This window comes from Arthrobacter sp. BGA-UO-ETr-C19 (assembly GCF_059568005.1).
Genome location: NZ_JCAQPC010000016.1, coordinates 17,774 through 39,760 on the forward strand (window position 1 = coordinate 17,774; position 21,987 = coordinate 39,760).

The 21,987-nt window shown below is 62.5% G+C and carries 18 protein-coding genes; 6 read left to right on the forward strand and 12 right to left on the reverse strand.

Translation table 11 applies throughout. The annotated features are described in order from the left end of the window. Nucleotides 1-50: 50 nt before the first annotated feature. The 4 genes from AC57BR_RS09005 to AC57BR_RS09020 all read left to right on the forward strand — a co-directional run bounded on the left by AC57BR_RS09005 (nucleotide 51) and on the right by AC57BR_RS09020 (nucleotide 6,921). Nucleotides 51-2,267: an alpha-ketoacid dehydrogenase subunit alpha/beta gene (locus AC57BR_RS09005; RefSeq protein WP_496359671.1), complete on the forward strand. Its 2,217-nt coding sequence runs from the start codon at nucleotides 51-53 to the stop codon at nucleotides 2,265-2,267. Nucleotides 2,268-2,293: 26 nt separating this feature from the next. Then, nucleotides 2,294-3,601 (forward strand): dihydrolipoamide acetyltransferase family protein, encoded by a 1,308-nt coding sequence (locus AC57BR_RS09010; RefSeq protein ID WP_496359673.1) that lies wholly within the window; start codon nucleotides 2,294-2,296, stop codon nucleotides 3,599-3,601. 62 nt (nucleotides 3,602-3,663) lie between these two features. After that, nucleotides 3,664-5,349 (forward strand): thiamine pyrophosphate-dependent enzyme, encoded by a 1,686-nt coding sequence (locus AC57BR_RS09015; protein WP_496359675.1) that lies wholly within the window; start codon nucleotides 3,664-3,666, stop codon nucleotides 5,347-5,349. Nucleotides 5,350-5,418: 69 nt separating this feature from the next. Continuing rightward, nucleotides 5,419-6,921 carry an NAD-dependent succinate-semialdehyde dehydrogenase gene (locus tag AC57BR_RS09020; protein WP_496359677.1) on the forward strand — a complete coding sequence of 501 codons (1,503 nt, stop codon included), beginning with the start codon at nucleotides 5,419-5,421 and terminating at the stop codon, nucleotides 6,919-6,921. A gap of 98 nt (nucleotides 6,922-7,019) precedes the next feature. On the opposite strand, the gene AC57BR_RS09025 is transcribed toward AC57BR_RS09020, so the two are convergent. Both AC57BR_RS09025 and AC57BR_RS09030 read right to left on the reverse strand, forming a co-directional pair. Then, on the reverse strand, nucleotides 7,020-7,559 hold the full coding sequence (locus AC57BR_RS09025; RefSeq protein ID WP_496359679.1) for a nuclear transport factor 2 family protein: 540 nt from the start codon (nucleotides 7,557-7,559) through the stop codon (nucleotides 7,020-7,022). A 238-nt stretch (nucleotides 7,560-7,797) separates the two neighbouring features. After that, nucleotides 7,798-8,613 (reverse strand): NADPH-dependent F420 reductase, encoded by an 816-nt coding sequence (locus AC57BR_RS09030; protein WP_496359825.1) that lies wholly within the window; start codon nucleotides 8,611-8,613, stop codon nucleotides 7,798-7,800. Between the two features lie 52 nt (nucleotides 8,614-8,665). Between AC57BR_RS09030 and AC57BR_RS09035 the strand changes: the two genes are divergently transcribed. Beyond that, entirely contained in the window at nucleotides 8,666-9,016 is a 351-nt protein-coding gene (locus tag AC57BR_RS09035) for an ArsR/SmtB family transcription factor (protein ID WP_496359681.1), read from the forward strand. Here the strand turns inward: AC57BR_RS09035 and AC57BR_RS09040 are convergent. The 7 genes from AC57BR_RS09040 to AC57BR_RS09070 all read right to left on the reverse strand — a co-directional run bounded on the left by AC57BR_RS09040 (nucleotide 9,004) and on the right by AC57BR_RS09070 (nucleotide 16,940). After that, nucleotides 9,004-9,546: an NUDIX domain-containing protein gene (locus tag AC57BR_RS09040; protein WP_496359683.1), complete on the reverse strand. Its 543-nt coding sequence runs from the start codon at nucleotides 9,544-9,546 to the stop codon at nucleotides 9,004-9,006. The two genes, AC57BR_RS09035 and AC57BR_RS09040, sit on opposite strands and share 13 nt — an antisense overlap. Nucleotides 9,547-9,581: 35 nt before the next feature. Then, nucleotides 9,582-10,121, reverse strand: coding sequence for a flavin reductase family protein (locus AC57BR_RS09045; RefSeq protein ID WP_496359685.1), 540 nt, complete (start codon nucleotides 10,119-10,121; stop codon nucleotides 9,582-9,584). A 74-nt stretch (nucleotides 10,122-10,195) separates the two neighbouring features. Continuing rightward, nucleotides 10,196-10,945 carry an SDR family NAD(P)-dependent oxidoreductase gene (locus tag AC57BR_RS09050; protein ID WP_496359687.1) on the reverse strand — a complete coding sequence of 250 codons (750 nt, stop codon included), beginning with the start codon at nucleotides 10,943-10,945 and terminating at the stop codon, nucleotides 10,196-10,198. Nucleotides 10,946-11,205: 260 nt separating this feature from the next. After that, a complete protein-coding gene (locus AC57BR_RS09055) occupies nucleotides 11,206-12,942 on the reverse strand; it encodes a flavin-containing monooxygenase (RefSeq protein WP_496359689.1) in 1,737 nt (578 codons plus the stop codon). A 210-nt stretch (nucleotides 12,943-13,152) separates the two neighbouring features. Then, complete coding sequence (locus AC57BR_RS09060) at nucleotides 13,153-14,301, reverse strand: FAS1-like dehydratase domain-containing protein (protein WP_496359691.1); 1,149 nt, start codon at nucleotides 14,299-14,301, stop codon at nucleotides 13,153-13,155. Beyond that, the gene (locus AC57BR_RS09065; protein WP_496359693.1) at nucleotides 14,298-16,361 is read right to left on the reverse strand and encodes an acetate--CoA ligase family protein; all 2,064 of its coding nucleotides are present in this window, start codon (nucleotides 16,359-16,361) and stop codon (nucleotides 14,298-14,300) included. Before AC57BR_RS09065 ends, AC57BR_RS09060 begins: the two co-directional genes overlap by 4 nt. Nucleotides 16,362-16,424: 63 nt before the next feature. Then, complete coding sequence (locus tag AC57BR_RS09070; RefSeq protein ID WP_496359695.1) at nucleotides 16,425-16,940, reverse strand: VOC family protein; 516 nt, start codon at nucleotides 16,938-16,940, stop codon at nucleotides 16,425-16,427. Between the two features lie 199 nt (nucleotides 16,941-17,139). Here AC57BR_RS09070 and AC57BR_RS09075 point away from each other — a divergent pair, with 199 nt between their 5' ends. Beyond that, nucleotides 17,140-17,961: an IclR family transcriptional regulator gene (locus AC57BR_RS09075; protein WP_496359697.1), complete on the forward strand. Its 822-nt coding sequence runs from the start codon at nucleotides 17,140-17,142 to the stop codon at nucleotides 17,959-17,961. Here the strand turns inward: AC57BR_RS09075 and AC57BR_RS09080 are convergent. From AC57BR_RS09080 to AC57BR_RS09090, 3 genes are all read right to left on the reverse strand, one after another. Further along, entirely contained in the window at nucleotides 17,947-19,509 is a 1,563-nt protein-coding gene (locus AC57BR_RS09080) for a CocE/NonD family hydrolase (RefSeq protein ID WP_496359699.1), read from the reverse strand. The two genes, AC57BR_RS09075 and AC57BR_RS09080, sit on opposite strands and share 15 nt — an antisense overlap. Before the next feature lie 42 nt (nucleotides 19,510-19,551). Then, a complete protein-coding gene (locus AC57BR_RS09085) occupies nucleotides 19,552-20,808 on the reverse strand; it encodes a M24 family metallopeptidase (RefSeq protein WP_496359701.1) in 1,257 nt (418 codons plus the stop codon). Nucleotides 20,809-21,072: 264 nt separating this feature from the next. After that, a complete protein-coding gene (locus AC57BR_RS09090) occupies nucleotides 21,073-21,900 on the reverse strand; it encodes a crotonase/enoyl-CoA hydratase family protein (protein ID WP_496359703.1) in 828 nt (275 codons plus the stop codon). Between the last annotated feature and the right edge of the window lie 87 nt (nucleotides 21,901-21,987).

A 21,987-nucleotide genomic window follows, 5' to 3' on the forward strand; every position in this document is an offset into this window, starting at 1 on the left:
TCGTGGGACGAAAGCAAAAGCGATGCACGTACGCCCCATGGGAGCCAAAGATGTCAACCACTACGCCCTTGACCTACTCGACAGAGTGCACAGAGCTGCGGACAACCCGCGAAGACTGGGACGTAGCAGCTCCGGAGCTGCTCGAATCCATGCTGGTGCAGATGCACACCATCCGGATTTTTGAGGAAGTTGTCCTGCAGCTGGCAGCAGATGGCCTCGTACACGGCCCCGCCCACTCCAGCATTGGCCAGGAGGGAGCAGCTGTGGGATCCGTTCTGGCGCTGCGGGGAGCTGACGGCGTCAACGGCACCCACCGCGGCCATCACCAATTCCTGGCAAAGGGCCTTGCCTATCTGTCCCCGGACGGTCTGTCGATCATCGACGGGATAAAGAACGACCAGGTCACGGAGTTCATCCGACGGACGATGTCCGAGATTTTGGGTCTCAAGGCCGGATTCAGCGGTGGCCGGGGCGGCTCAATGCACCTGCAGTGGCTTGAGGCCGGAGCGCTGGGCACGAACGCGATCGTGGGTGGCGGAGTGCCGCTTGCCGCAGGCAATGCCTGGGCCCAGCGCCATGACGCAGAAGTCCACGACGACGGCGGGTCGGCAGGAGGGATGGGGGTCACGGTGACCTATTTCGGTGACGGCGCCTCAAATATAGGGTCGACGCTGGAGACGCTGAATCTGGCTGCTGCCTGGCGTTTGCCGCTGTGCTTCTACATCGAAAACAATCTCTACGCTGTCTCGACCCATGTTTCCGACGTGACCGGTGAACCTCGGCTGGCGGCGCGTGGCCCCGGCTTCGGAATCAGGTCCTGGCGCGTGGACGGCATGGATCCCCTCGCGGTCTACCTTGCCCAGAAGGCAGCCGTGGATCACATGCGCGCTGGCAAGGGAGCAACCCTCATCGAGGCGGAAACCTACCGCTATTTCCACCAGAACGGCCCTTTTCCCGGCAGCGCCTTCGGCTACCGAACCAAGGAGGAGGAGAAACAGTGGCGTGACCGCGACCCCTTGGCCAAACTGGCCGCAGAGATGACCCGGCGCGGACTCCTCACGGACGAACAACTGAACGACCTCACCTCGCACATCACCGAGCAAATTACCCGAATCGTTGACGAAATCACGGAGAAGGACCCGGAAAGCGCCAAAGGCGCCCGCCGGATCCGCCCCATTCTTTGGCCGGATCCCGCCGCCGTGGATACCGACATCAGGAGCAAACTGGCATTGACCGGCGCAGCACCCGGCGGACAAACCGAAGCCGGCACTGTGGAGCGCCGCTTCGTAGATGCCATTGCAGATGTACTCGGCCGCCGAATGGACCTGGACCCGGGCGTGCTGGTCCTCGGCGAGGATGTGCACCGGCTCAAAGGCGGCACCAACGGCGCTACCCGCGGGCTGAAAGATGCATATCCCGACCGGGTCCTGGGCACTCCGATCAGCGAAAACGCCTTCGCGGGTCTCGCAGGCGGCCTGTCCATGACCGGGCGCTACAAACCAGTCGTTGAATTCATGTACTCGGACTTCCTGTGGGTAGCCGCTGACCAGATTTTCAATCAGATCGGCAAGGCGCGGCACATGTTCGGCGGCCAATCCGCGATGCCTGTGGTTCTGCGCTCCAAGGTGGCAATGGGAGCGGGCTATGGCTCCCAGCATTCCATGGATCCGGCAGGCATCTTTGCCAACAACCCGGGCTGGCGCATCGTAGCGCCGTCAACACCGCACGACTACATCGGGCTGATGAATACAGCCTTGGAACTCCAGGACCCGGTGCTCGTGCTCGAGCACGTCGACCTCTACGGGACCAAGGGAGACATCCCTGAGGGGGATCTCGATTACCAGTTGCCCGTTGGCAAGGCCGCCGTGCGGCGGACAGGCGACGGCGTCACTGTGTTGAGTTACCTGAACATGGTGGATGTCTCGCTTCAGGCTGCCGAGCGGCGCCCTGACCTCGATCCGGAGATCATCGATCTGCGCTGGCTTGACCGGGCCTCCCTGGACTGGGACACGATCGGGGCCTCCATTCAGAAAACCAACAACGTCCTGATTGTCGAGCAGGGTGCCCGCGGTACTTCATATGGCGGCTGGCTCTCGGACGAGATCCAGCGCAGGTTCTTCGATTACCTCGACCAGCCCGTTCAAAGGGTCACAGGCAAGGAAGCCGCGCCGAGCATCTCGAAAGTCCTTGAAGCTGCCGCCAATGCCGATCTCGACGACGTCCTTGCCGGCTTCGACGAAATAGCCCGCAACCTCGGCCTTTCCTGAACCGGATCCAACGAAGGACATTCACCATGGCAACCATCATCACCATGCCGGCCGTCGTTGCAGACGCCACCGAGGCAGCACTCCAGGACTGGCTCGTAAAAATAGGCGACACCATCGCCGCAGGTCAGCCCATCGCCGAAATTGAAACTGAAAAGGCCACAGTTGAACTGCAGGCTGAGTTTCCCGGCACTATCGGAAGGCTGTTAATACAGCCGGGAACTTCCGTGGGTGTCGGTGAGCCCATTGCTGTGCTCGTCGAAGCGGGGGAAGACGAAGCGTCCGTAGACAAGCAGATCGCCTCCGCGGGCGGCGCCTCCCACAGCGGTGCCGAGCATCCCGTGCCCGAGGACACTGAAGCGCCAACAACCCGGCGGGATACGCGGCCTGCGGCTCCGGACGCGACCCAGGAGCCGTCCCGCAATACTCAGGGACGGGACTCGCGCATATTCGGGTCACCCCTGGCGCGAAAGCTCGCTAAAGACCTTGGCATCGACCTTTCAGCTTTGGCGGGCTCCGGACCCAACGGCAGAATTCTGCGCGGAGATGTTGAAGCATTCCGGCTGCAAACAACTGGTCCGGTCCCTGTTTCAGGGGTGGGGGAACCTGCCGCATCGTCCCCATCGAATGCGTCCAAGGAGACTGCAGGCGATTTCCAGGACGAACCGCTCTCGGGCATGCGCAAAGCCATTGCACGGCGGCTGACCGAGTCAAAGACTACCGTTCCCCATTTCTATGTCTCCATCGATGTCGAAATGGACGCCCTCCTGGCTTTGCGCAAGCAAATTAACCAGGACTCGCTCCCTGCGGGGCAGAAGGCAACCGTCAATGATCTTGTCCTGAAAGCCCTGGGAGGTGCCCTTGTGGACGTGCCCGCGGCAAATGCTTCCTGGCAAGGAGACGCTATCCGCCGCTATTCCACCGTCGACGTCTCTGTGGCCATCGCAACCACGGACGGCCTGCTGACACCGGTGGTGCGCGGCCTGGAAAACCTCTCCCTCAGCTCCCTGGGCAGGACCATGGGCGACTACAAAGAACGTGCCGCCGTCGGCCGTATCCGACAGCAAGAACTCGACGGCGGGTCCTTCAGCCTGACGAACCTGGGCATGTACGGGACGCGGGAGTTCTCCGCAATTCTCAACCCGCCCCAAGCCGGGATCCTGGCCGTCGGGGCTGCGGAGCAGCGCCCGGTGGTGCGCGACGGACAGTTGGCAGTTGCCACGGTCATGAGTTGCACCCTCTCCGCAGACCACCGGGTTGTCGACGGCGCGGTGGCAGCCCAATTGTTGGCCGCCTTTAAAAGGCGCGTTGAGAGCCCGCTCAGCATTCTCCTGTAATTGCATCTCCGACTTAATCCTGTTGCGCAAAGACGCGGCATCCAGCGAAAGGGTTTATACCCATGACTCAAGTAACGGCCGAGCAAGACGAGTTGCCAGGGGACCTGCTGCCGGCATCGCGCAAGTCCGCCGGCCACGTCATCGTCGATACGCTCGCCTCGCACGGCATCAAGCGGGCACATGTGGTGCCGGGAGAGAGCTTCCTTGACGTTCTTGACGGACTCCACGACTCGTCCATCGAAACCATCGTTTGCCGCCATGAAGGTGGCGCCACGTACATGGCCGAGGCTGACGGCAAGATGAACCAGCTGCCGGGAATCGCGATGGTTACCCGTGGGCCCGGCGCTGCCAATGCACATGTCGGCCTGCACACCGCGTGGCAGGACTCCACCCCCATGGTTCTGTTCGTGGGGCTGATCCCCTTCGCCCATAGGGACCGCGAGGCATTCCAGGAGTTCGACATCAAAGCCTGGTTCGATACCGGCGCCAAACGCGTGATGGTCCTCGATCACGCAGAACGTGCCTCCGAAATCGTCGCTGAAGCCCTGTTCGCGGCGATGAGCGGACGGCCAGGTCCGGTCGTCGTTGGCCTGCCCGAAGACGTCATCCGCCAGCAGATCCCCGCCGAGCTGCACCCTCCCATACCGGTCGCCTCCGGTGGAATGACTACTGTGGACGCGGCCGCGCTGGCAGATGCCTTGGCCGCATCCAGCAAGCCACTCTTCGTCACCGGCGGAAACGACTGGACCCAGGAAGGCGCCGACCAGCTCACGCAATGGCTGGAAAAGCACCGCATCCCGGCCGCAGCCGAATGGCGCACCGAAGGCACCATCCCGTTTGATTCGCCCTCCTACGTGGGCCCCATCGGTTACGGCCGGCCCCGCCCCACGTACGACCTGCTGGAAGAAACCGACCTGCTGATCTTTGTGGGCACGGTCCCCGGAGACGTTATTACAGACGGATTCCTCTGCCGTCAGGACTGGACGAAAAAGAACTTCCTCGTCACCATCGACCCCTCCCTCCGCGGCCGCTCCGGACCCGTCTCGTACCAAATCCTGGCAAAGCCGGACGTCTTTATCCGCGACCTGGCCAAAATCGAACTTCCGGTCAAAGACGAATGGGTGAACTGGACATCGAAAATGCGCGCCGAACAGGAAGCCTTCGCCGCGCTCCCCCCGGCGACGCCGTCGGCCGGTCCGGCACGAATGGACACCCTGATGGCCAACCTCGTCCCAACCCTCCCGCATGACGCCATGGTTACCCTCGGCGCCGGCGAACACACCAACTGGGCACACCGCTACTTCCCCACCCAGCGCTACGCCTCCATGATCAGCGCCCGCAACGGCTCCATGGGCTACTCGATCCCCTCCGCCATCGCAGCGTCTCTGGAATACCCCGGCAGGCGCGTGGTGACTATTGCCGGTGACGGGGAATTCCTCATGAACGGCCAGGAACTGGCCACCGCGACCCAGTATGGCGCCACTCCACTGGTCATCGTGATGGACAATCAGGAATATGGCACCATCCGCACCCACCAGGAACGGCACTATCCTCAGCGGGTCTCCGGCACCCAATTGAAGAACCCGGACTTCGCGCTCATGGCCAAGGCCTTTGGCGGCTTCGGAATCAAGGTGGAACGCGACGCCGACATACCCGGCGCCATCGAAGCGGCACTTCACGCGATCGATGAAGACCAAACGCTTGCACTCATCCACTTGGTGGTTGAGCAGAGGGTCAAAGCCTACTAAACCTCCCTGATCAGCCTCTGGCTCGGCTGAGCCCGCCCACACCCCTACAACTGTTTAGGACTTCCCTTCATGACTGCTCCCGCGCTTTCCCCTGCCCTCTCCCCTGAGCGAGAAGCTGCGCTGCTCGCGTCCATGCCCACCGGCCTGCTGATCAACGGCCAGTGGCGGGACGCGTCCGACGGCGGCACGTTCGATGTCCACGACCCCGCCACCGGGGAGGTACTCGCCACCCTCGCCTCAGCCACCAGCGCGGACGCCCTCGCCGCTTTGGACGCGGCCGACGCCGCCCAGGCCTCCTGGGCACGCACCGCGCCCCGGGAACGGGCCGAGATCCTGCGCCGCGCCTTCGACCTTGTCACCGAGCGGGCCGAGGACTTCGCGCTGCTGATGACCCTGGAAATGGGCAAGCCGCTGGCTGAAGCCCGCGGCGAAGTCACCTACGGGGCCGAGTTCCTGCGCTGGTTCTCCGAGGAAACCGTCCGCGACTACGGGCGGTACCTGACCACCCCCGAGGGCAAGAACAAGATCCTCGTCCAGCACAAACCCGTCGGCCCGTGCCTGCTCATCACACCGTGGAACTTCCCGCTCGCCATGGCCACCCGCAAGGTCGCCCCCGCCGTCGCCGCCGGCTGCACCATGGTCCTCAAACCCGCCAAGCTCACCCCGCTCACGGCCCAACTGTTCGCCCAGACCATGCTCGACGCTGGCCTGCCCGCCGGCGTCCTGAACGTTGTGTCCTCCTCCAGCGCGTCCGGGATCTCCGGGCCGCTGTTGAAGGATTCACGGTTGCGGAAGGTCTCGTTTACCGGCTCCACCCCGGTGGGCAAACGCCTGATGGCCGACGCCGCGCAGAACGTCCTCCGCACCTCCATGGAGCTTGGAGGGAACGCGCCGTTCATCGTCTTCGAGGACGCGGACCTGGACAAAGCCGTCGAAGGGGCCATGGCCGCCAAGATGCGGAACATGGGCGAGGCCTGCACCGCCGCCAACCGCTTCCTCGTCCACGAAACCGTCGCCGCCGAATTCACCGCCAAGTTCGCTGCTGCCATGGGCGCCCTGGCCACCGGCCGCGGCACCGACCCCGGCACCCAGGTCGGTCCCCTGATCGACGCCGGAGCCCGCGACGACGTGCACGCCCTCGTGGCCGCCGCCGTCGACGCCGGAGCAGTTGCCGTCACCGGCGGCGCACCGGTTGAGGGGCCCGGGTACTTCTACCCGCCTACCGTCCTCGCTGACGTGCCCAACGACGCGGCGATCCTCGGCCAGGAGATCTTCGGACCCGTCGCCCCCGTCACCACCTTCACCACCGAAGAAGACGCCATCCGCCTCGCCAACGCCTCCGAATACGGCCTCGCGTCCTACCTCTACAGCCGCGACTTCAACCGGCTCCTGCGCGTGGCCGAACAGATCGAGTTCGGCATGGTCGGCTTCAACGCCGGCGTCATCTCCAACGCCGCGGCACCCTTCGGTGGCGTCAAGCAATCAGGACTCGGCCGCGAAGGCGGTTCCGAAGGCATCGCCGAATACACCACCACCCAATACATCGGCATCGCAGATCCGTACGCGGACTAAACCCGCCGGAATGCACTAAAAGCGCCTGCCGGCCCCCGTGAGAGGGGCCGGCAGGCGCTTTGATGTTGGTGCAGGGACGCCAGCCGCGGCGGGTGTAACTACCGGGAGAACTCGGTCGGCGGGCTGTCGATCCAGTCGAGGTAGATCGGGTCCTCGGGATGCCAGGCTCCCCAGTGCGAGACCCGAGGGACATTCACGACATCCCAGTCCGAGTTGACGGGCCGGACGTCGATCCAGTCCCAGATACAGGTCCGATGAAGGATCTTCCACACGCCATCGCGCTTCTCGCACAAGTCGCGGTAGCGGCCGGCCTGGAACATGGTTACTTCGGGATCCCTGAACGGGACCACACAGATAAACATGCTTTCGCGTTTGGCCCGGTTGCCGTCGATCTCGGACAGGACATTGGAAATGTGGTGGCTGCAGCTATGGATCTTGTCGTGCCAGGTCATGGCTGCATCAGCCCAGCCATGGCCGTTTCCGACGTAGGCGCCGTGATCATCGAATGAATCGGGCCAGTAGGTGGACTTCATGAGCTCGCGGTCGTGCCGGTCCGCGCCCCTCGCATACAGCATCAGGTTGTCATGGAGGGCTTGCTTGTCATACAACTCAGTCAGTTGAGCATCTGTGAGGGACATATATCCAGACTTTCTACTCCAAATGCCAGGCAGCGTCCTTGCTGCCCTCGTTAGAAACAACGCTAGAAGCCGGAGTTGCTGGACGGGTAGCATGTTGGGCGCCATGCAGTTAGGAAGCAACGCCACGTGCCGGGTACCGGGGCCGCCTCTACAGGCACCGCGCAAACGCCTGTATGGCCCGCTGGCCTTAGTGCCGCCGTCAAAGGCCTGCCCTAAGGCCAGCTGGCTGGAACCGTTCTTAGAAGGTACGCGCGGCAACCCGCACCGGTTCGGAACGCTTCAGTGCGTCGCTCAGCCGCTCAGCGGACACAGGTGCGGCTGGAGCTTCGAGCATGCTGTCGTCCGGGGTGGCGGCGTCCGCCAGGTAAAGCCTGGTGTAGGCACCGGCTTCCGGTTCGAAGCGCCAGCTCTCAGCCAGAGTACCGGCGTCCACGGTGTCGAAACCCAGTTGCTCGATAAGCCCCACGACCTTCGCCTTGGCGGTAGCGTCGTCGCCCGCCACGGGCAGGGCGGTGCGATCGGGTGCGCCGGAGGGACGTGCCAGCTGGGGGATGTGGTGGGCCAGGATGTTGTTGAAGGCCTTAGTCAGGCCGGCTCCCTGGAAGTGCCGACGGACGAGCTCGCTCGTAGTCAGCCGTTCCTCGTCGAGCTCAGCTACCCTTCCGTCCCGGAACGGGTAGTAGTTGGTCGTGTCGAGTACCGCCTTCCCTTCCAGCAGGGATGCGGGAATGGCGGTATGCGCCGTGAGCGGCACGGACAGCACAACAACGTCTCCGGCCGCCGCGGACTGTTCAATGGTGCCGGCGGAAGCCAGGGGTCCCAACTCTGAGACGAGGCCGGCGAGTGTCTCCGGGCCGCGGGAATTGGACAGCACTACAGGGATGCCAGCATTTACGGCGAGACGAGCGATGGCAGCACCGATGTTCCCGGTGCCAATGATTCCAAGGGTGGGCATTTTTGTTTCCTCAGTCGAGAGTCGTGGATGGGGCGGGAACCTGAAAGCTACGGCCCGTTGGTGGCACGCACTGGTGGGTGGGCCTGGCGTTAAACGTATCCTATGTTCGCGTCAGCGTAAACATAGGCGCTTTTAGCGATAGACTGGGCACATGGCCAGCCGAACTTCCAACCCCCTCACGCACCCTGACGTCAGTGAACTGGACCTGTTCCGCCTGATGGCGGCCGTGACTGACCCGGTGCGGCTGGGGATCGTCATTCAGCTGGCTGGCAGCAGCGTGGACATACCGTGCACCGACTTTGCCCTGCCAGTGACAAAGTCTGCCGGGACACGCCATTTTCGAGTGCTGCGTGAGGCTGGCGTGATCCATCAGCACGACGTGGGCGTCCGCCGCATGAGCCGGCTGCGCAGCGATGACCTGGAAGTCCGCTTTCCCGGCCTGCTGAAACTGATCCTCCAGGAGGCTGCCCACTTCAACCGCGGGGATCGTCAGGCCTCCTGACGTGGAGCTGCACCCAGGCTCCATCCCGGGGATGCCCCGGGTTCAGGCGCCGGAACGGTACGCGGGACATGACCGGTCGCATCGAGTACGTTGTCCAGCCAGTCCACGCGGTTAGCGAAGCGCTTGGTCTTGTGCGGAGCGGTCCACCGGTAGGCGTCGTTTTCCCAATTGATCTTCAGCCGCCGTCGGGACGTCAAGGCAGTGAAGGTATGGATGAGCCACGGATTGCCCAAGCCGTCAGCCACCACCAAGTCCGGTCCCGGCAGGAGTCCCAGGAGGTCTTTGGTTTGAAGACCGGTTTCTTCAAGCAACTCTTCAAGGGTCTGCTGTTCAGGCGTGGCCCCGGCTTCCATAAATCCGGTAATGCAGTGCCAAAGGCCACTGTCGTGGCCAAGATTTCCGCTTCTTCTGAAGAGGGCAATTTTGTCCCGCCACTGGACGACGGCCGCTATCACGGTGCGGTCCGCAGGGATGTCATGCGCAGCGCGCGAGGGAATCCCGACGCCGGACGCCGCATCAATGGCGCTCATATTTTCCTTTCAACGCGCAGCAACCGCTCAGTCCGCTACACGACGTCGATCGACTGGGCGTTGACAAGCTCGCGGAACTTGGCACCGTGCCAAATGAGCGGCTCGTTTTCGCCGACTCCGAGCTTCTTGACCTCAAGCAGCGCCATCCAGTGATCGCCGGCCGCTGAAACCTCATGGACCGAGCACTCGAGCCACAATGCGGCATCTTCTATGAACACTGCCCCGTCGTCGCTGACGTCGATGGCCACCTGCTCGAAGCGTGCAGCGCGGTCCTTGCCTGCGAGCTTGCGGGTCAGATGTCCCTGCCCCCTGCCAAAGATCGAGACCCCCAGTGAAGCAGCATCCTTGATCTGCTCCCAGGTCTCCGACGACTTCTGCACGGCGACTGCGACGAGGCACGGGTCGAGCGACACGCCAACCATGAACGACGACGCGACGAGCGCGTGCTTCTCGTCGCCGGCTTCGACCGCGAGCACCGCAACGCCGGACGGAAACTGCGCGAACGCGCTTCGCACCGCCAAGGGGTCGTTGCCGAATACACTTACCTTCGGCCGCGTCATAAACTTTTGGGTCATCAGTTTTCTTCCTCTCGGTGCCCGATTGGGAGTGATCGCCCTGCGATCACTCCCAGACCGAATACGGCGGATGGTTATGCAGCGGTCTGGCCGCCGTCGATAGGCAGTGCGACGCCGGTAATGTACGAAGACTGCTCACAGGCGAGGAATAGGACGGCATTCGCTACTTCTTCTGCGGTTCCGACACGACGTGCCGGAACCATATTGATGAGATAGTCGGCGGCGGCAGGGTTTTCCGCGAGTGCTTCTTCCATCATTGGAGTCCTAATGGGGCCAGGGCAGATGGAGTTCGCGCGGATATTCTGCTCCGCGTATTCAAGGGCGATGGTGCGGGTCAGCCCGAGGAGGCCTGTCTTTGCAGCGCTGTAGCTGCCGTACAAAGGCGTTCCCATCAAGGCTGCGGCTGAAGCCACATTGACTATCGATCCCCCGCCGCGCTCCAGCATGGCCGGAATGGCAAACTTCATCGTGAGGAAAGCACCCCGGAGATTCACGTTGATCATCTTGTCGAAGTCGGACTCCAGCGCCTCATGGTGCTGAACCATCGGAGCATTTGCGCCCGCGATATTGCACAGAATGTCCAGTCCGCCGAATTCGCTGATGGCCAGGCTCACCATGGCCTTCGCGTCTGCGGCGTTTGAGATGTCAGCCTGGATCGGCACTGTGCGATCTCCGAGCTCCACAGCTGTTTTCTCCTGGGCCCCGGAAAAGTCCGCCAAAACGATGTTTGCGCCCTGCTGATGAAACAGGCGGGCAGTTGCCAAACCCATGCCTGAGCCGGCACCGGTGACTATTGCCGTCTTGCCTTCGAGTACGTTGCTCATTGTTTTTCCTTCATGTCCTTGCGTCGGCTTCGTTGCTGACTTCGCCCACAATCAACGCTACGAGCGGGTGGGGCTGCACCGGCATGGCCATCGGCGCCAACAAGGAATGAAACTGCGCCAAAGTGTGTCCCCTCGTGAGGGCAAGCCAAAAGCCCTGGCGATGCACTTCGGCGAACACGCTGCATCCAGGTATAAAAGAACTCCCCGGAAGCTGAACTGGGTGACCAGTCCGGCTTCCGGGGAGCACGTTGGCTGTCTATCTACTTTGCCGTGAGAACCGCCTCACGGCTCCGGCTTTCATTCGCGCTTGGTCCTGAACTCCCAGGTGCAAACGCCTTCGTAAACACGAAGCCGCGGTAGTCGTCGGAGACAACTTCTTCGACCTTCTTGACGTATTTGTCGAAGCCGCCGGCATACGGAATGAAATAGCGCGAGCCGTCATATTTGTTGACGTGGACCATGTAGTTGTCCACGGCACGGCGCAAGAGCGGCGCCGCGATCTCATTGCAGTGGTCGCCCCACTCCCGCTCTGCCTCAAGGCTGGCCTCAATGCGGACGGCGCCCTTCTTTTCGGCGTGCGCAATGATGTCCGCCACAAAGTCAACGTGTTGGTTGTTCCCCACGAAGAAGTTTGCGAGCACACTTGGGCTTTGCGCGCCGGTGAGCATAAACAGGTTCGGGAATCCATGCGTCATGACCCCCAAATGGGTCTGCGGCTTATGCTTCCACCGGTCGCTCGGCTGCTGGCCGTGCTCGTTGCGGACGTTGGCCTGGTCCAGGGCGCCCGTAAAGGCCTCGAAGCCGAGGGCAAAGACGATCAGGTCGACCTCGTACTCATTGTTCCTGGTTTTGATGCCGGTCTTGGTGATGCGCTCGATCGGATCACTTCTCAAGTCCACGAGACTGACATTGCTTTGATTGAAGATCGGGTAATACCCGGTGTCGATGCAGAGCCGACGGATGCCGATCGGGTAGGACGTGGGCATCAGCTTCTCGGCTGTCTCGGGATCGTCGATCATGTCGCGGATCTTGCCGCGCACGAACTCGGCGACCACGTTATTGACATCGATGTTCGTCCCCTGGTCCGAGAACGTTCCGAGCAGGGTCTGGCCCCCGAACGCCCATCTGGACTCGAGAATCTGCTGCTGCTGTTCCTCGGAGAAGTCTGAAGCCTTACCCGCAAAGCCCTGCATGACATAGCCGACCGGGGAATTGTAGGACTCGTCACGCAGTTGCAGAACCTTCCTATTGAGGCGGGCCTTCTTCCTCCTGTCCGCCGGCCCGTTGTGCGCAGGGATCGAATAGTTCGGGGTCCGCTGCAGGACATAGAGGTGCCCGGCGGTCTTGGCGATCTCCGTGGCAGCCTGCACACCCGAAGATCCTGTTCCGATAAGGGCCACGCGCTTGCCGGCAATCTCGACGGGAGTCTGAGGCCAATGGGATGTTTGATGCCACTCCCCCTCGAATTCATCGAGTCCCGGGAAGTCCGGCTTCCGCGGCTTGGAGAGCTGTCCCGTCGCCATCACGAGATAGCGGGCCCAAACCGTCCGGCCGGTATTGGTCTTGATGAGGTACTTATTCTCGTGGGGCTGCCACTCGGCGGACGTCACCCAGGTGCTCAGTGAGAGGTTGCGGCGCACATCGAGGCGGTCCGCCACATAGTTGAGGTACCGCAGAATTTCGGGTTGTGCGGCGTACCGCTCGCTCCAGTCCCATCCCGCGTAAAGCTCAGGATCAAACATAAAGGCGTAGCTATGGCTCTCCAAGTCCACGCGGGCACCCGGGTAGGCGTTGTGATACCAGACGCCGCCGACGCCGTCTGCTCCCTCGAAGCCGTGTACGTCGTGTCCCAGATCTGCGAATCGGTGGAGGGCATAAATGCCCCCCATGCCCGCGCCGATCACGACGACGGAATATTCCTCAGTCTCACCCGTCGGGTTCTGGATGTGGTTGTTTGGCATGGCTTCGCTCCCTGGACGCGCGTCTTCACTGGTCACTGGCGTCACCACTCGTTGGATGGAGCAATCCATCCTGGTTTCGTACTTTTGAAATGCCCACCGGATCTCCTTTGATGTCAGTGCATCGGCAACTTTGCCGATCTTCGTTCACAAATAACGCTAAGAGCCGCCGGGTCAGGACCGGCATAGCAATGGACGCCAATAAGGCGGGAAAATGCGTCAGCAATTCTTGCTAAGCCCGTGCGCGGGTCAGCTGCTCCGGGTCTCGGCCAGCGAGACGACCGCTACGGCACTCGTGGTCGCCACGCCCAGCTGGTTGATGGCCTTCACGCTGACCTCAGCACATGCTCCATGGATCTCATCGCGGAACACGCGGGTGACCTCGCCTCCGATCCACTGGGTGTCACCGAAGACACCAGGCTGCTTAATGCGCGCCGAAAGCGAGACGAGATCCGCATCGTCCCCCATCCAGTTAGTCACGCAGTGTGCCATCCACGACACGCGCTGGTTGCCGTTGTCGTACGCGCCCGGCATGCCAATCGCGTGCGCCATGGCAGCATCCTGGTGCCCCAGACTCGGGAAAGGCTCGGAGAGGAAGTGCTCGGGGCCCAGGTTTGTGGGCGCGCTCGGGTCGCCGTTTCGCACCCGTTCCTGCTGGCGAACACGGGTCTCGACGCCGCGGTAGCCGGCGGTACCGATCGCTCCGGCATAGTACGCGGTCATGGTGATGAGGTCGAGTGGACCCTTGACGACCTGCGGTACAACATCGCCGACGGACACCGTCTCCGCAAAGCGCGTGCGCTGGCCGCGGATCTCCTCGGCCAGGATGGCGGCACGGATCTGTTCCTTCTCCTCGTCCGTGTAGACGTGGGGGTCGCGCGGTTCGTGCATCCGCTGGCCCTCGGAACTTCGAGCCACGCAGACGATCGTGTTGCGGACGATCCCGACAAGTTCCTCGCCGACGAAGTAATCGGTGCGCCCCACCTGCTCCACCAGGCGACCGGAGCGGCGGCCCACGCGTTCGCGGACGTCTTCGACGAAGGCGCGGGCGCGGACCCGCTCGCCCAGGCGGACCGGTCGGCGGAAGTCGAGGTCGGCACCGAGGTGGATGGCCTGGATGCCCTCCGACATCCCCATCGCGACTTCGGCGTCGCACACGGAGTAGAGAAAGGTGGGGGGTGCGATCCGGGTGCCGTAACGCGTTGTCTGCGCGTACGAATCCGACAACCACAGCGGGTTCTCGTCACCGATCCCCCACGCGTAGTGGCGGATTGAGTCGGTGCTTGCCTCCTCGTTCCATTGCACAACAACGGCTGACTCACCGATGAAGCTCTTCATGTAGGCGACGTCTTCATCGGTGATCTGCTTTGCAGGTACGCCGGTAGTGGCGGTGGTCATGTTGTTGGTCCTGACGAGGTGGTGTGGACCGACACAACAGCGTCGACGACAGTGACGGTTGCTGTTGCCGGGTCCGCAAGGATCGGATTGAACTCGAACTCGTGGATGTTCCCGTGCTGTTCCGCCCAGGCAAGAATGTCCATCACAGTAGTGGTGAGCGCGTCGAGGGTCTTCCCGCCGGCCTCCCCGCGAAGGCTTGTGGCCACCACGCGAGTGTCAGAAATGGCTTGGCGGACCTCCGGCCGGGACACTGGCAGCGGAAGGATGCTGATATCGTCAATCGCCTCAGTCATCCCGCCTCCCGCGCCGATGACGAGGACTGGACCGAACTCGGGATCACGCCGAAGCCCTACGAGGACTTCGGTCTTCCCTGGCGCCATCGCCTGGACGGAGATCGTCGCGGCCTCCCCCTGGATGGATGTGAGCTGGGAGGCTGCCGCGCGGGCGCTGTCGGAGTCATTTACGCCGATGAAGACGCCTCCGGCGTCGGCCTTGTGAAGGATCTCAGCATCATCGATTTTGATCGCTACGGGGAAGCCGATCTCCTCGGCAGCCCGGACGACGCCGTCGACATCACGGACGGCGCGGCTTGCCGGTACCGGAACACCGGACTTGGCCAGGGATTCGGCCACCTCGCGCCAAGTCAGGTTGCACGTCCCGCCCGTTGTCACCGCCTTCAATGCCGCCCCCACCAGATCGCCGCGGTTGGCACGGGTGCTTTGGACCTGCGCCCAGGAGGATGCGGCCGCGATGGCATCCAGTGCCCGCCCCGCTGTAGGCAGGGACAGGACTCCTGACTTGCGCAGGATTCCGGCCTGGGCCGCAGTGACCCGGTCGTCCTCGGACAGCGGGACCACCATTACACGTACTTCCGCCGGAATCGTCATCGCGGCGATACCGGCCGCCAGCTCATCGAAGTCGTGCGCAAGCCGGGTCGCCGTCACGATAACCCACCCGCCCGACGTCGTGGTGAGAACCCGCTCAACGATGCGCAGGTAGTCGGCGGTTGTTGACTGGACTCCAACGTCGATGGGATTGCCGAGGTGACTACTGCCCACCGCGTCACCGATCGAGCGGAGCGCTTCCTGTTCAAGATCGCGGAACGTCAGGTTGCGGTCATCGGCCAGATCGTTCCACAGCCCCACCTGGGCGCCGGAGGTGGTGACGACGGTCAGCTCCTGGTCGCGGCCGGAGAGCCGCCCGTGGAAGACGTCGAAGGCCTCGGTCAGGTCAAGGAGCTGCTCCGGCGACGTGCACACCATTCCGAAACGGTGGCGGAGGACGCTTAAAGCGACGCGGCCGCTGCCAGCGAGTTTGCCAGTATGCGACTGGGCGCTCATCGCGCCACGGGTGGACCGTCCCAGCTTCAGGACGATCACAGGGATACCGCGGTCCCCCGCGGCGGTTGCAGCGGCCTCGAGGTCATCGTTTGCGCTGAAGCTCTCGACGATGCAGGTGAGCACATGCGTGTCCGGATCAGCGCCCAGCCACTGCGCCCAGTCGGTAAAGCCCGTCGAAATCTCGTTTCCGGAGCTGGCCCAGGCGCTCAACCCGCTCGCACCGCGTGCGGCGAGGGACTGCATCAGCGCGTTCCCCAGTCCGCCGCTCTGGCTGAACATCGCCACATGACCGGCCGGAATCGCGCTACGCTGCAGAACCGATGAGAAGGTTGCGGTCAGCGACCGGCCCACGTGCATAAAGCCGATGCAGTTAGGGCCGATGAGTCGGGTGGTGCCCTTGGCCAATTCCGCACGGAGCAGCTCATCGCGGTCATGCCGGCCGGTTTCACCGAAGCCGGCAGCGAACGCCACCGCGAAGGGGACGCCGAGCGCCACGCACTCGCGCAGATCCTCGATGACCCTGTCGGCGGGTCCCACGAGGACGGCAACGTCGGGCACCTCGGGGAGGTCGGAGAGCGTCTCCACCGTGGGTACACCAAGCACTTCCTTGTGCACACTGCTGACCGCGTAGTACCGCCCCTCGAATCCGAGGCGCGCGAGGTAATCGAGTGTCCGCCCTGAGGTCTTCCACGGGTCCCGGGAGGGACCAACCACAGCCACACTCTCTGCCTTCAACGGGTTATCTATCCGAACGGGGCTCAAAACAGCCTTGCTATCCAACATTTACATTCCTCCAGTCCGTCGCACGGTCGCCGGCCTGCGGCTGGCCGGGATTTCTATTGCCTCGATCACAACGCCGAGATCACGCTCGGTGTCAAAGTAGGCGAATCCGCCGTCACCGGCCTGGCCATAACCGCGCGCGGTTTGTGTGACCCGGTATCCGGCCCCCTCCATAAGCGTGATCGCGGCATCCAGACTGTCAACGAATACGCCCAGGTGATGGAGGCCGGTGCGGCCCTGCTCGGTGAACTCGTGGTAAATGCTCGGGCCGGCCAGTGGCTGGATGAGTTCGATCTGGGGATTGGAACCGCCCATGGCAAGGCGCATCGCGAAAGCGCCTTCCTCGGCGCCAAAGCGCGACCAGGGCATGAACTCCTGGTCGTAGTGGTAACAATTCCACTCTTCGATGCCGAAGATGCGTCCGTACAGGTCGATGGCCTCGTCGAGGTCCTGCACGAGGATCCCCACCTGCCCCACGCTCCCGATCGGAACAGGACCTGCGGACTGAGCGGCTGCCAAGTCTGCGGATTCCTCTCTGGCAGTGGGCCTGGCAGCGTTGCCACCGTCCGCCAACTCTCTTGTTGTGATAGTAGCTTTCATAATGTAATAACTACGCTTCCTTCTGCTTGCTGTCAACGGCCAGAAATGGGGTCCCTGCAACCAGGGCGCTTCTCATGGGCTTGTAGCCCTTCTTTCGCCATGTGCGTATGATTTCCGCATGGCAAGTACAACTAAGACAGCCGACAAACGGCCCACCGACGTCGAAGCCCCGAAGGACTTGGTCCAGTCGGTTGCGCGCGCCCTCAATATCGTTGATGTCGTTGCGGCGTCCAAGGAGCCGATGCGGGCTCAATCCATCGCGAGCGCCGTAAATCTGCACATTGCGACGACGTCGCATTTGCTGGCGACGCTTGTCCATGCCGGCTACCTGGAACGTAACGAGCGCACCTACAAACTCGCTGCCGGGAAAATCCTGGATTTGAGTTCGCGCGTGGAAGAAGACTGGCGCCCCTCGCCCCTGGCACTGAGTCTCTTGAAAATGGTGGTCGATGCTACCGGCGAAAGCGCGTACCTTTCTGCATGGCAGGGTGGCACTGTCACTGTGGTGGCCGTGGAGGAAGGCAGCCACGCTGTCAGAGTGGCTGATCTTCGGGTCGGTGTCTCCGGCGACATTCATGCACGCGCCTCCGGAAAGGCCCTCCTCGCCTTCGGCCCGGAATCACAACTGGAACGGGTCCGGGCCGTAGACGGTGAACTCACACAACGAACCGAGCACACCATCACCACCCTTCCTGAATTTCTGGCCGATCTTGAATTGACCAGATCACGTGGTTACGCCTTGGACCACCAGGAATACGTCCTGGGCGTATGCGGCATGGCGGTTCCAATCTTCGAAGGATCGCAGCGCCCCCGCACCGCCTTGTCCATTACGGTCCCGCTTCACCGCTTTACCAATGAGGAGCACTTCCAGCGGTGCCTGGATGCCCTCACGGAAGCCCGCCGCCTGGACAATGAAGAAGGCAACTCAATCCAGGGGTAGTACGTCAAGCTCCAGTACCGGCCCCTCCTCTCCACAAACGTTCAAGGATGTCCGGGGTCCGTCCTCCAAGCGGGGGAAATCTGACGCGGCGACATAGGCGCACAAGCGCATTCCTTTCGCCACCCGGATCGCAGTGGAACCCAGATCCACGGTGATTGGCTCTGCGTTTCCAGCGTCCGGGGTGCTGTACGACGACCCCTCGCAGAGCAGCTCAGAGGCACCAGTACCGTCGAGCGTTGCCAGCTTGACGACGACCGGCGTCGGGTCAGCAGTGGTCACCCTAAGTCGGCACGCGACACTGCCCAGGATTTCGATGTCGTCAGCCAGGGGATCCGAAACGAAGGCGTACACGTCATTGCGCGCATGCAATGCCTCCAACATGCGCGGACCTGAATTCGCACCCACCTTGTAGCCAGGGAAAAATGTCCGCCCGCCGATCGTAGGAACGGGCGAATCCGCTAGCAGCCCTGCGCGGGCATCCATACTGGCCGTGGGATGCTCAATGTTGCTGGGGCGCAGTCGAAGGTGCACCCGGTCGGCGCCTTCAGGTGGCCAGCTTGAAAAGCATCGCCACTGATCAGCTCCCATGGAGAAAACACTCACAGGGTGGTCAGAGCTATTGCGGCCGTCACGTACCTCCTCCAGCCAACCCAGTTGGAGCGACGTCGGGTCGAGGCTATCGAACGATGATGCCGGACCGAAGAAGCGGGCCGGGAACCAGCCGCCCATCAGCCCATGCGCCCAGGGCCCAACCAACAGTCGGTCGTGGGGATTTTGTGTGCCGGCGGCCTCCCGCCGCACAAAACTGGCAACCGTTCCTGGAAGGAAAATGTCGAACCAGCCTCCGATGACGAAGGCGGGCACGTCAGTCCGGCCAGCCAGCTCTGGATCCACTAAGGAACGGCTTCGATCCCGCCAGTCCTGCAGATAGGGCGCGAATTCCCCGGCTTCCTCAACCAGCTGTTGGAAGGTGCGGATGCGGCCCTCTGAGACGTTTTGCTCCAGGGCTGCGATCCGCGGCCGGCTTTTCTCATCCATTCCGCTGCTTGCGAGGAGAATTGATACCCAGTGTGCAAGGAATCCCAACACGACGTTGTCATCCTCATAAAGCCAGCCGGAATGGACGTCGTCGGCGGTCACAGCCGGAACAATGCCAATGAGGCCTTCAGGGTTTCTGGCTGCCGCCAACCATTGGCTGAGACCTACGTATGAGCCGCCCACCATGCCTACATTGCCGTCGGACCATGACTGTTCGCGCACCCACTGGATAGTGTCCACGCCATCATCGGCTTCATTCACAAAAGGCACGAACTGGCCCTCGCTCCGGAACCGGCCCCGTACGTCCTGAACCACCACCACCCATCCGTTTTCCACAGCGCGCAAAACATTAATCCACGTGTTGGCGTGCGCGGGGTCATCCTTGCAATAGGGCGTCCTCATCAGCACTGTGGAGCGGGGTTCGCCGTCACCTGGGCGATACACATCTCCGGAGAGAGTAACGCCGTCGCGCATTGCGATGGGGACGTGCTTTTCAACTATGAGGTTCATGGCAACCTTCGCTGTGTTGCTTTCGCAGTCGGTCTGGGATGCTCACCCGGCGGTTTGGACCATGTCGAGGCGCGGGTAGTGGTCAAGCAGTTCCGCACCATTGGCCGTGACGACAACGAGGTTCTCGAGACGGACACCTCCGACCCGGTGCTCCCCTTCGATCCCTTCGATGGCAATGACCATGCCTTCTTTGATCTCCTCAGGATGGTCAAGCGACCACGAGCGCGTGATAGTCGGAGGGTTGTAGTGGATTGCCCGCGATCCTGCGTTAACGAGTCCGATTCCATGCCCGAGTTCGATGCTGAAGCATTCCGCCTCGGACGGAAAACCGAGGTCTTCCGCGGGTGCAAGGACGGCGGCCACGTCAGCTGTGCTGGCGCCTGGTTTCATGAGCGACATCGCCAGATCCAGACGGTCCGTCAGCTTGGTATAGGACGAGCGCTCGGCTGAGGTGGGAGCGCGGCCGACGACGTACTGGCGGTAGAGGCACGCGGTGTACCCCATGTAGGAAGTTCCGCAGGTGAGCAGGTACGCGAGATCGCCATGCTCAACGATCCGGTCACCACCGCTGATCCCCCGGGGGAATGACAGTGGTCCGGAAAGCAGGCGGGCCGCCCCCACTTCCGCGCCGGCATCTTCGATGGCGCGACGGGCCATCAAAGCAATCTGGGCCTGCTTGGTTCCGGGCCGTAATGCGGCCCGCGTCGCCTCGAACCCTGCGGTACTCAAGCTCGCCGCCATCGAGATACAGGAGATTTCATCGGCCGTCTTGATCGTTGAGCATTCGAGCAACAGCGGGAGCCCCGGGATCGTCTCGATTCCCGCATCGGCCAGGGCATTCATACCTGGCTCATCGATCTCGCTGACTGCGAGACGCTCGCCCGCGAGAGAACGTGATGCGAGTTCGTCGCGAATCTGTGCTGCGAAAACAGCTGATAGTTCGGCAATGGCAGAACTGGGCGCCACACCGCCAAGCCAGGAGATGGCTGGGCGCCAGTGCTTGATCCAGGGAGCCTGGTCGGGCATTTGCTGCAGTGATCCCGCCGGCGCGAACACAATTGGTTCGTCATCTGCGAAGAACAGTGCGTAGCCGACCTGGAGCGAGAATTCCCCCCACCAAAAACCCGTCAGGTAACGCACATTGTCCGCGCCAGTGAGCAGCAGCGCCGGTATACCCTTCGAACGCATCAGTGCCCGCATACGGTCAGCGCGCTCACGGCGCATCCGGTCCAGATCAACGCCTACGTGCAGTTCTGTACGCGCCGGTCCGAAGTGCAATTTCTGGTGGTTTTCGGGCATCGTTGCCTTGGCCTTTCTTGTTTTGTCCTGATCGGTGGTCCGCGGCGTGGGTGGCGTTGACCGCGGCGATGCGGTCGGTCCTTCCGTGAGCCACGGGCATTCCGTAAAAGTTGGGGAAGCCCACCGAATGTTCGTTGATGTCAGTGCTGCGGCATTTCGGCCGACCTTTGTTCTGAGATAACGCTATGAGCCGCCGGAGGCTGAGCGGCACGGAATACAACGCCAATGACATAGGAAGCCACGCCAGACTGCCAGATTTCGTATTCAGTCGCCGTGATTGCCTTGCGCAGCGACAACCCACGCGGGGTCGCGCCGTTCCACGAAAGCCAGGGCACCCTCTCGCGCTTCCGGTCCACTTCGCAAGGGAGCAACGATTTCTTCCTGGGCGGCGAAGCGCGCCTCCGCCGCCGCATACCGCGACTCCGTAATGATGCGCTTGGCAGTCTTCATTGCAACGGGACCATTGAGCTGGATTTTCCCGGCGAGTTCCAGCGCCGTATCGAGCGCTTCGCCCGGGTCCGTCAGCCTGTTGATGAGACCGAGCTCGGCGAGGCGTGCCGCAGTGATGGGTTCCCCCAGCAGTGCCAGTTCCATCGCGATGTGATAAGGCATACGGTCCGGAAGACGGAGCAGTCCCCCACCGGCGGCGATAAGTCCGCGCTTCACCTCGGGCAGGGCAAACGACGCCGTTGAGCTGGCCACGATCAAATCGCATGCAAGGGCAAGCTCAAATCCCCCTGCATACGCGTAGCCTTCGACGGCGGCAATGACAGGTTTCACCGGCGGCCGCCGGGTGATGCCAGCGAAGCCGCGTCCCTCAAGGACCGGGACATCGCCCGCTGCAACCGATACGAGGTCAGCGCCCGCCGAGAAATATCCGCCTGCACCGGTGAGGATGGCGACACTTGCAGAATCATCGGCATCGAACTCATCGAACGCGGCTGCAAGCGCCAGTGCGGTGGGACGGTCAATCGCGTTCCGCTTGTGTGGACGGGTGATCGTTATAACGCGAACTCCTCCCGAACTGGTGACGTGAACACTTGTATCGCTGACGGTGTTGCCGGCTGCCTCTTGGGGCTTGGTCTGTTGCATGGTCATCCTTTAGGTCGTAGTGATGAGGAGAGAGCACCACGGTGCTGACTCCCCTGTCGTGGCTTTTTTCAAATAGTGAATGTAGTT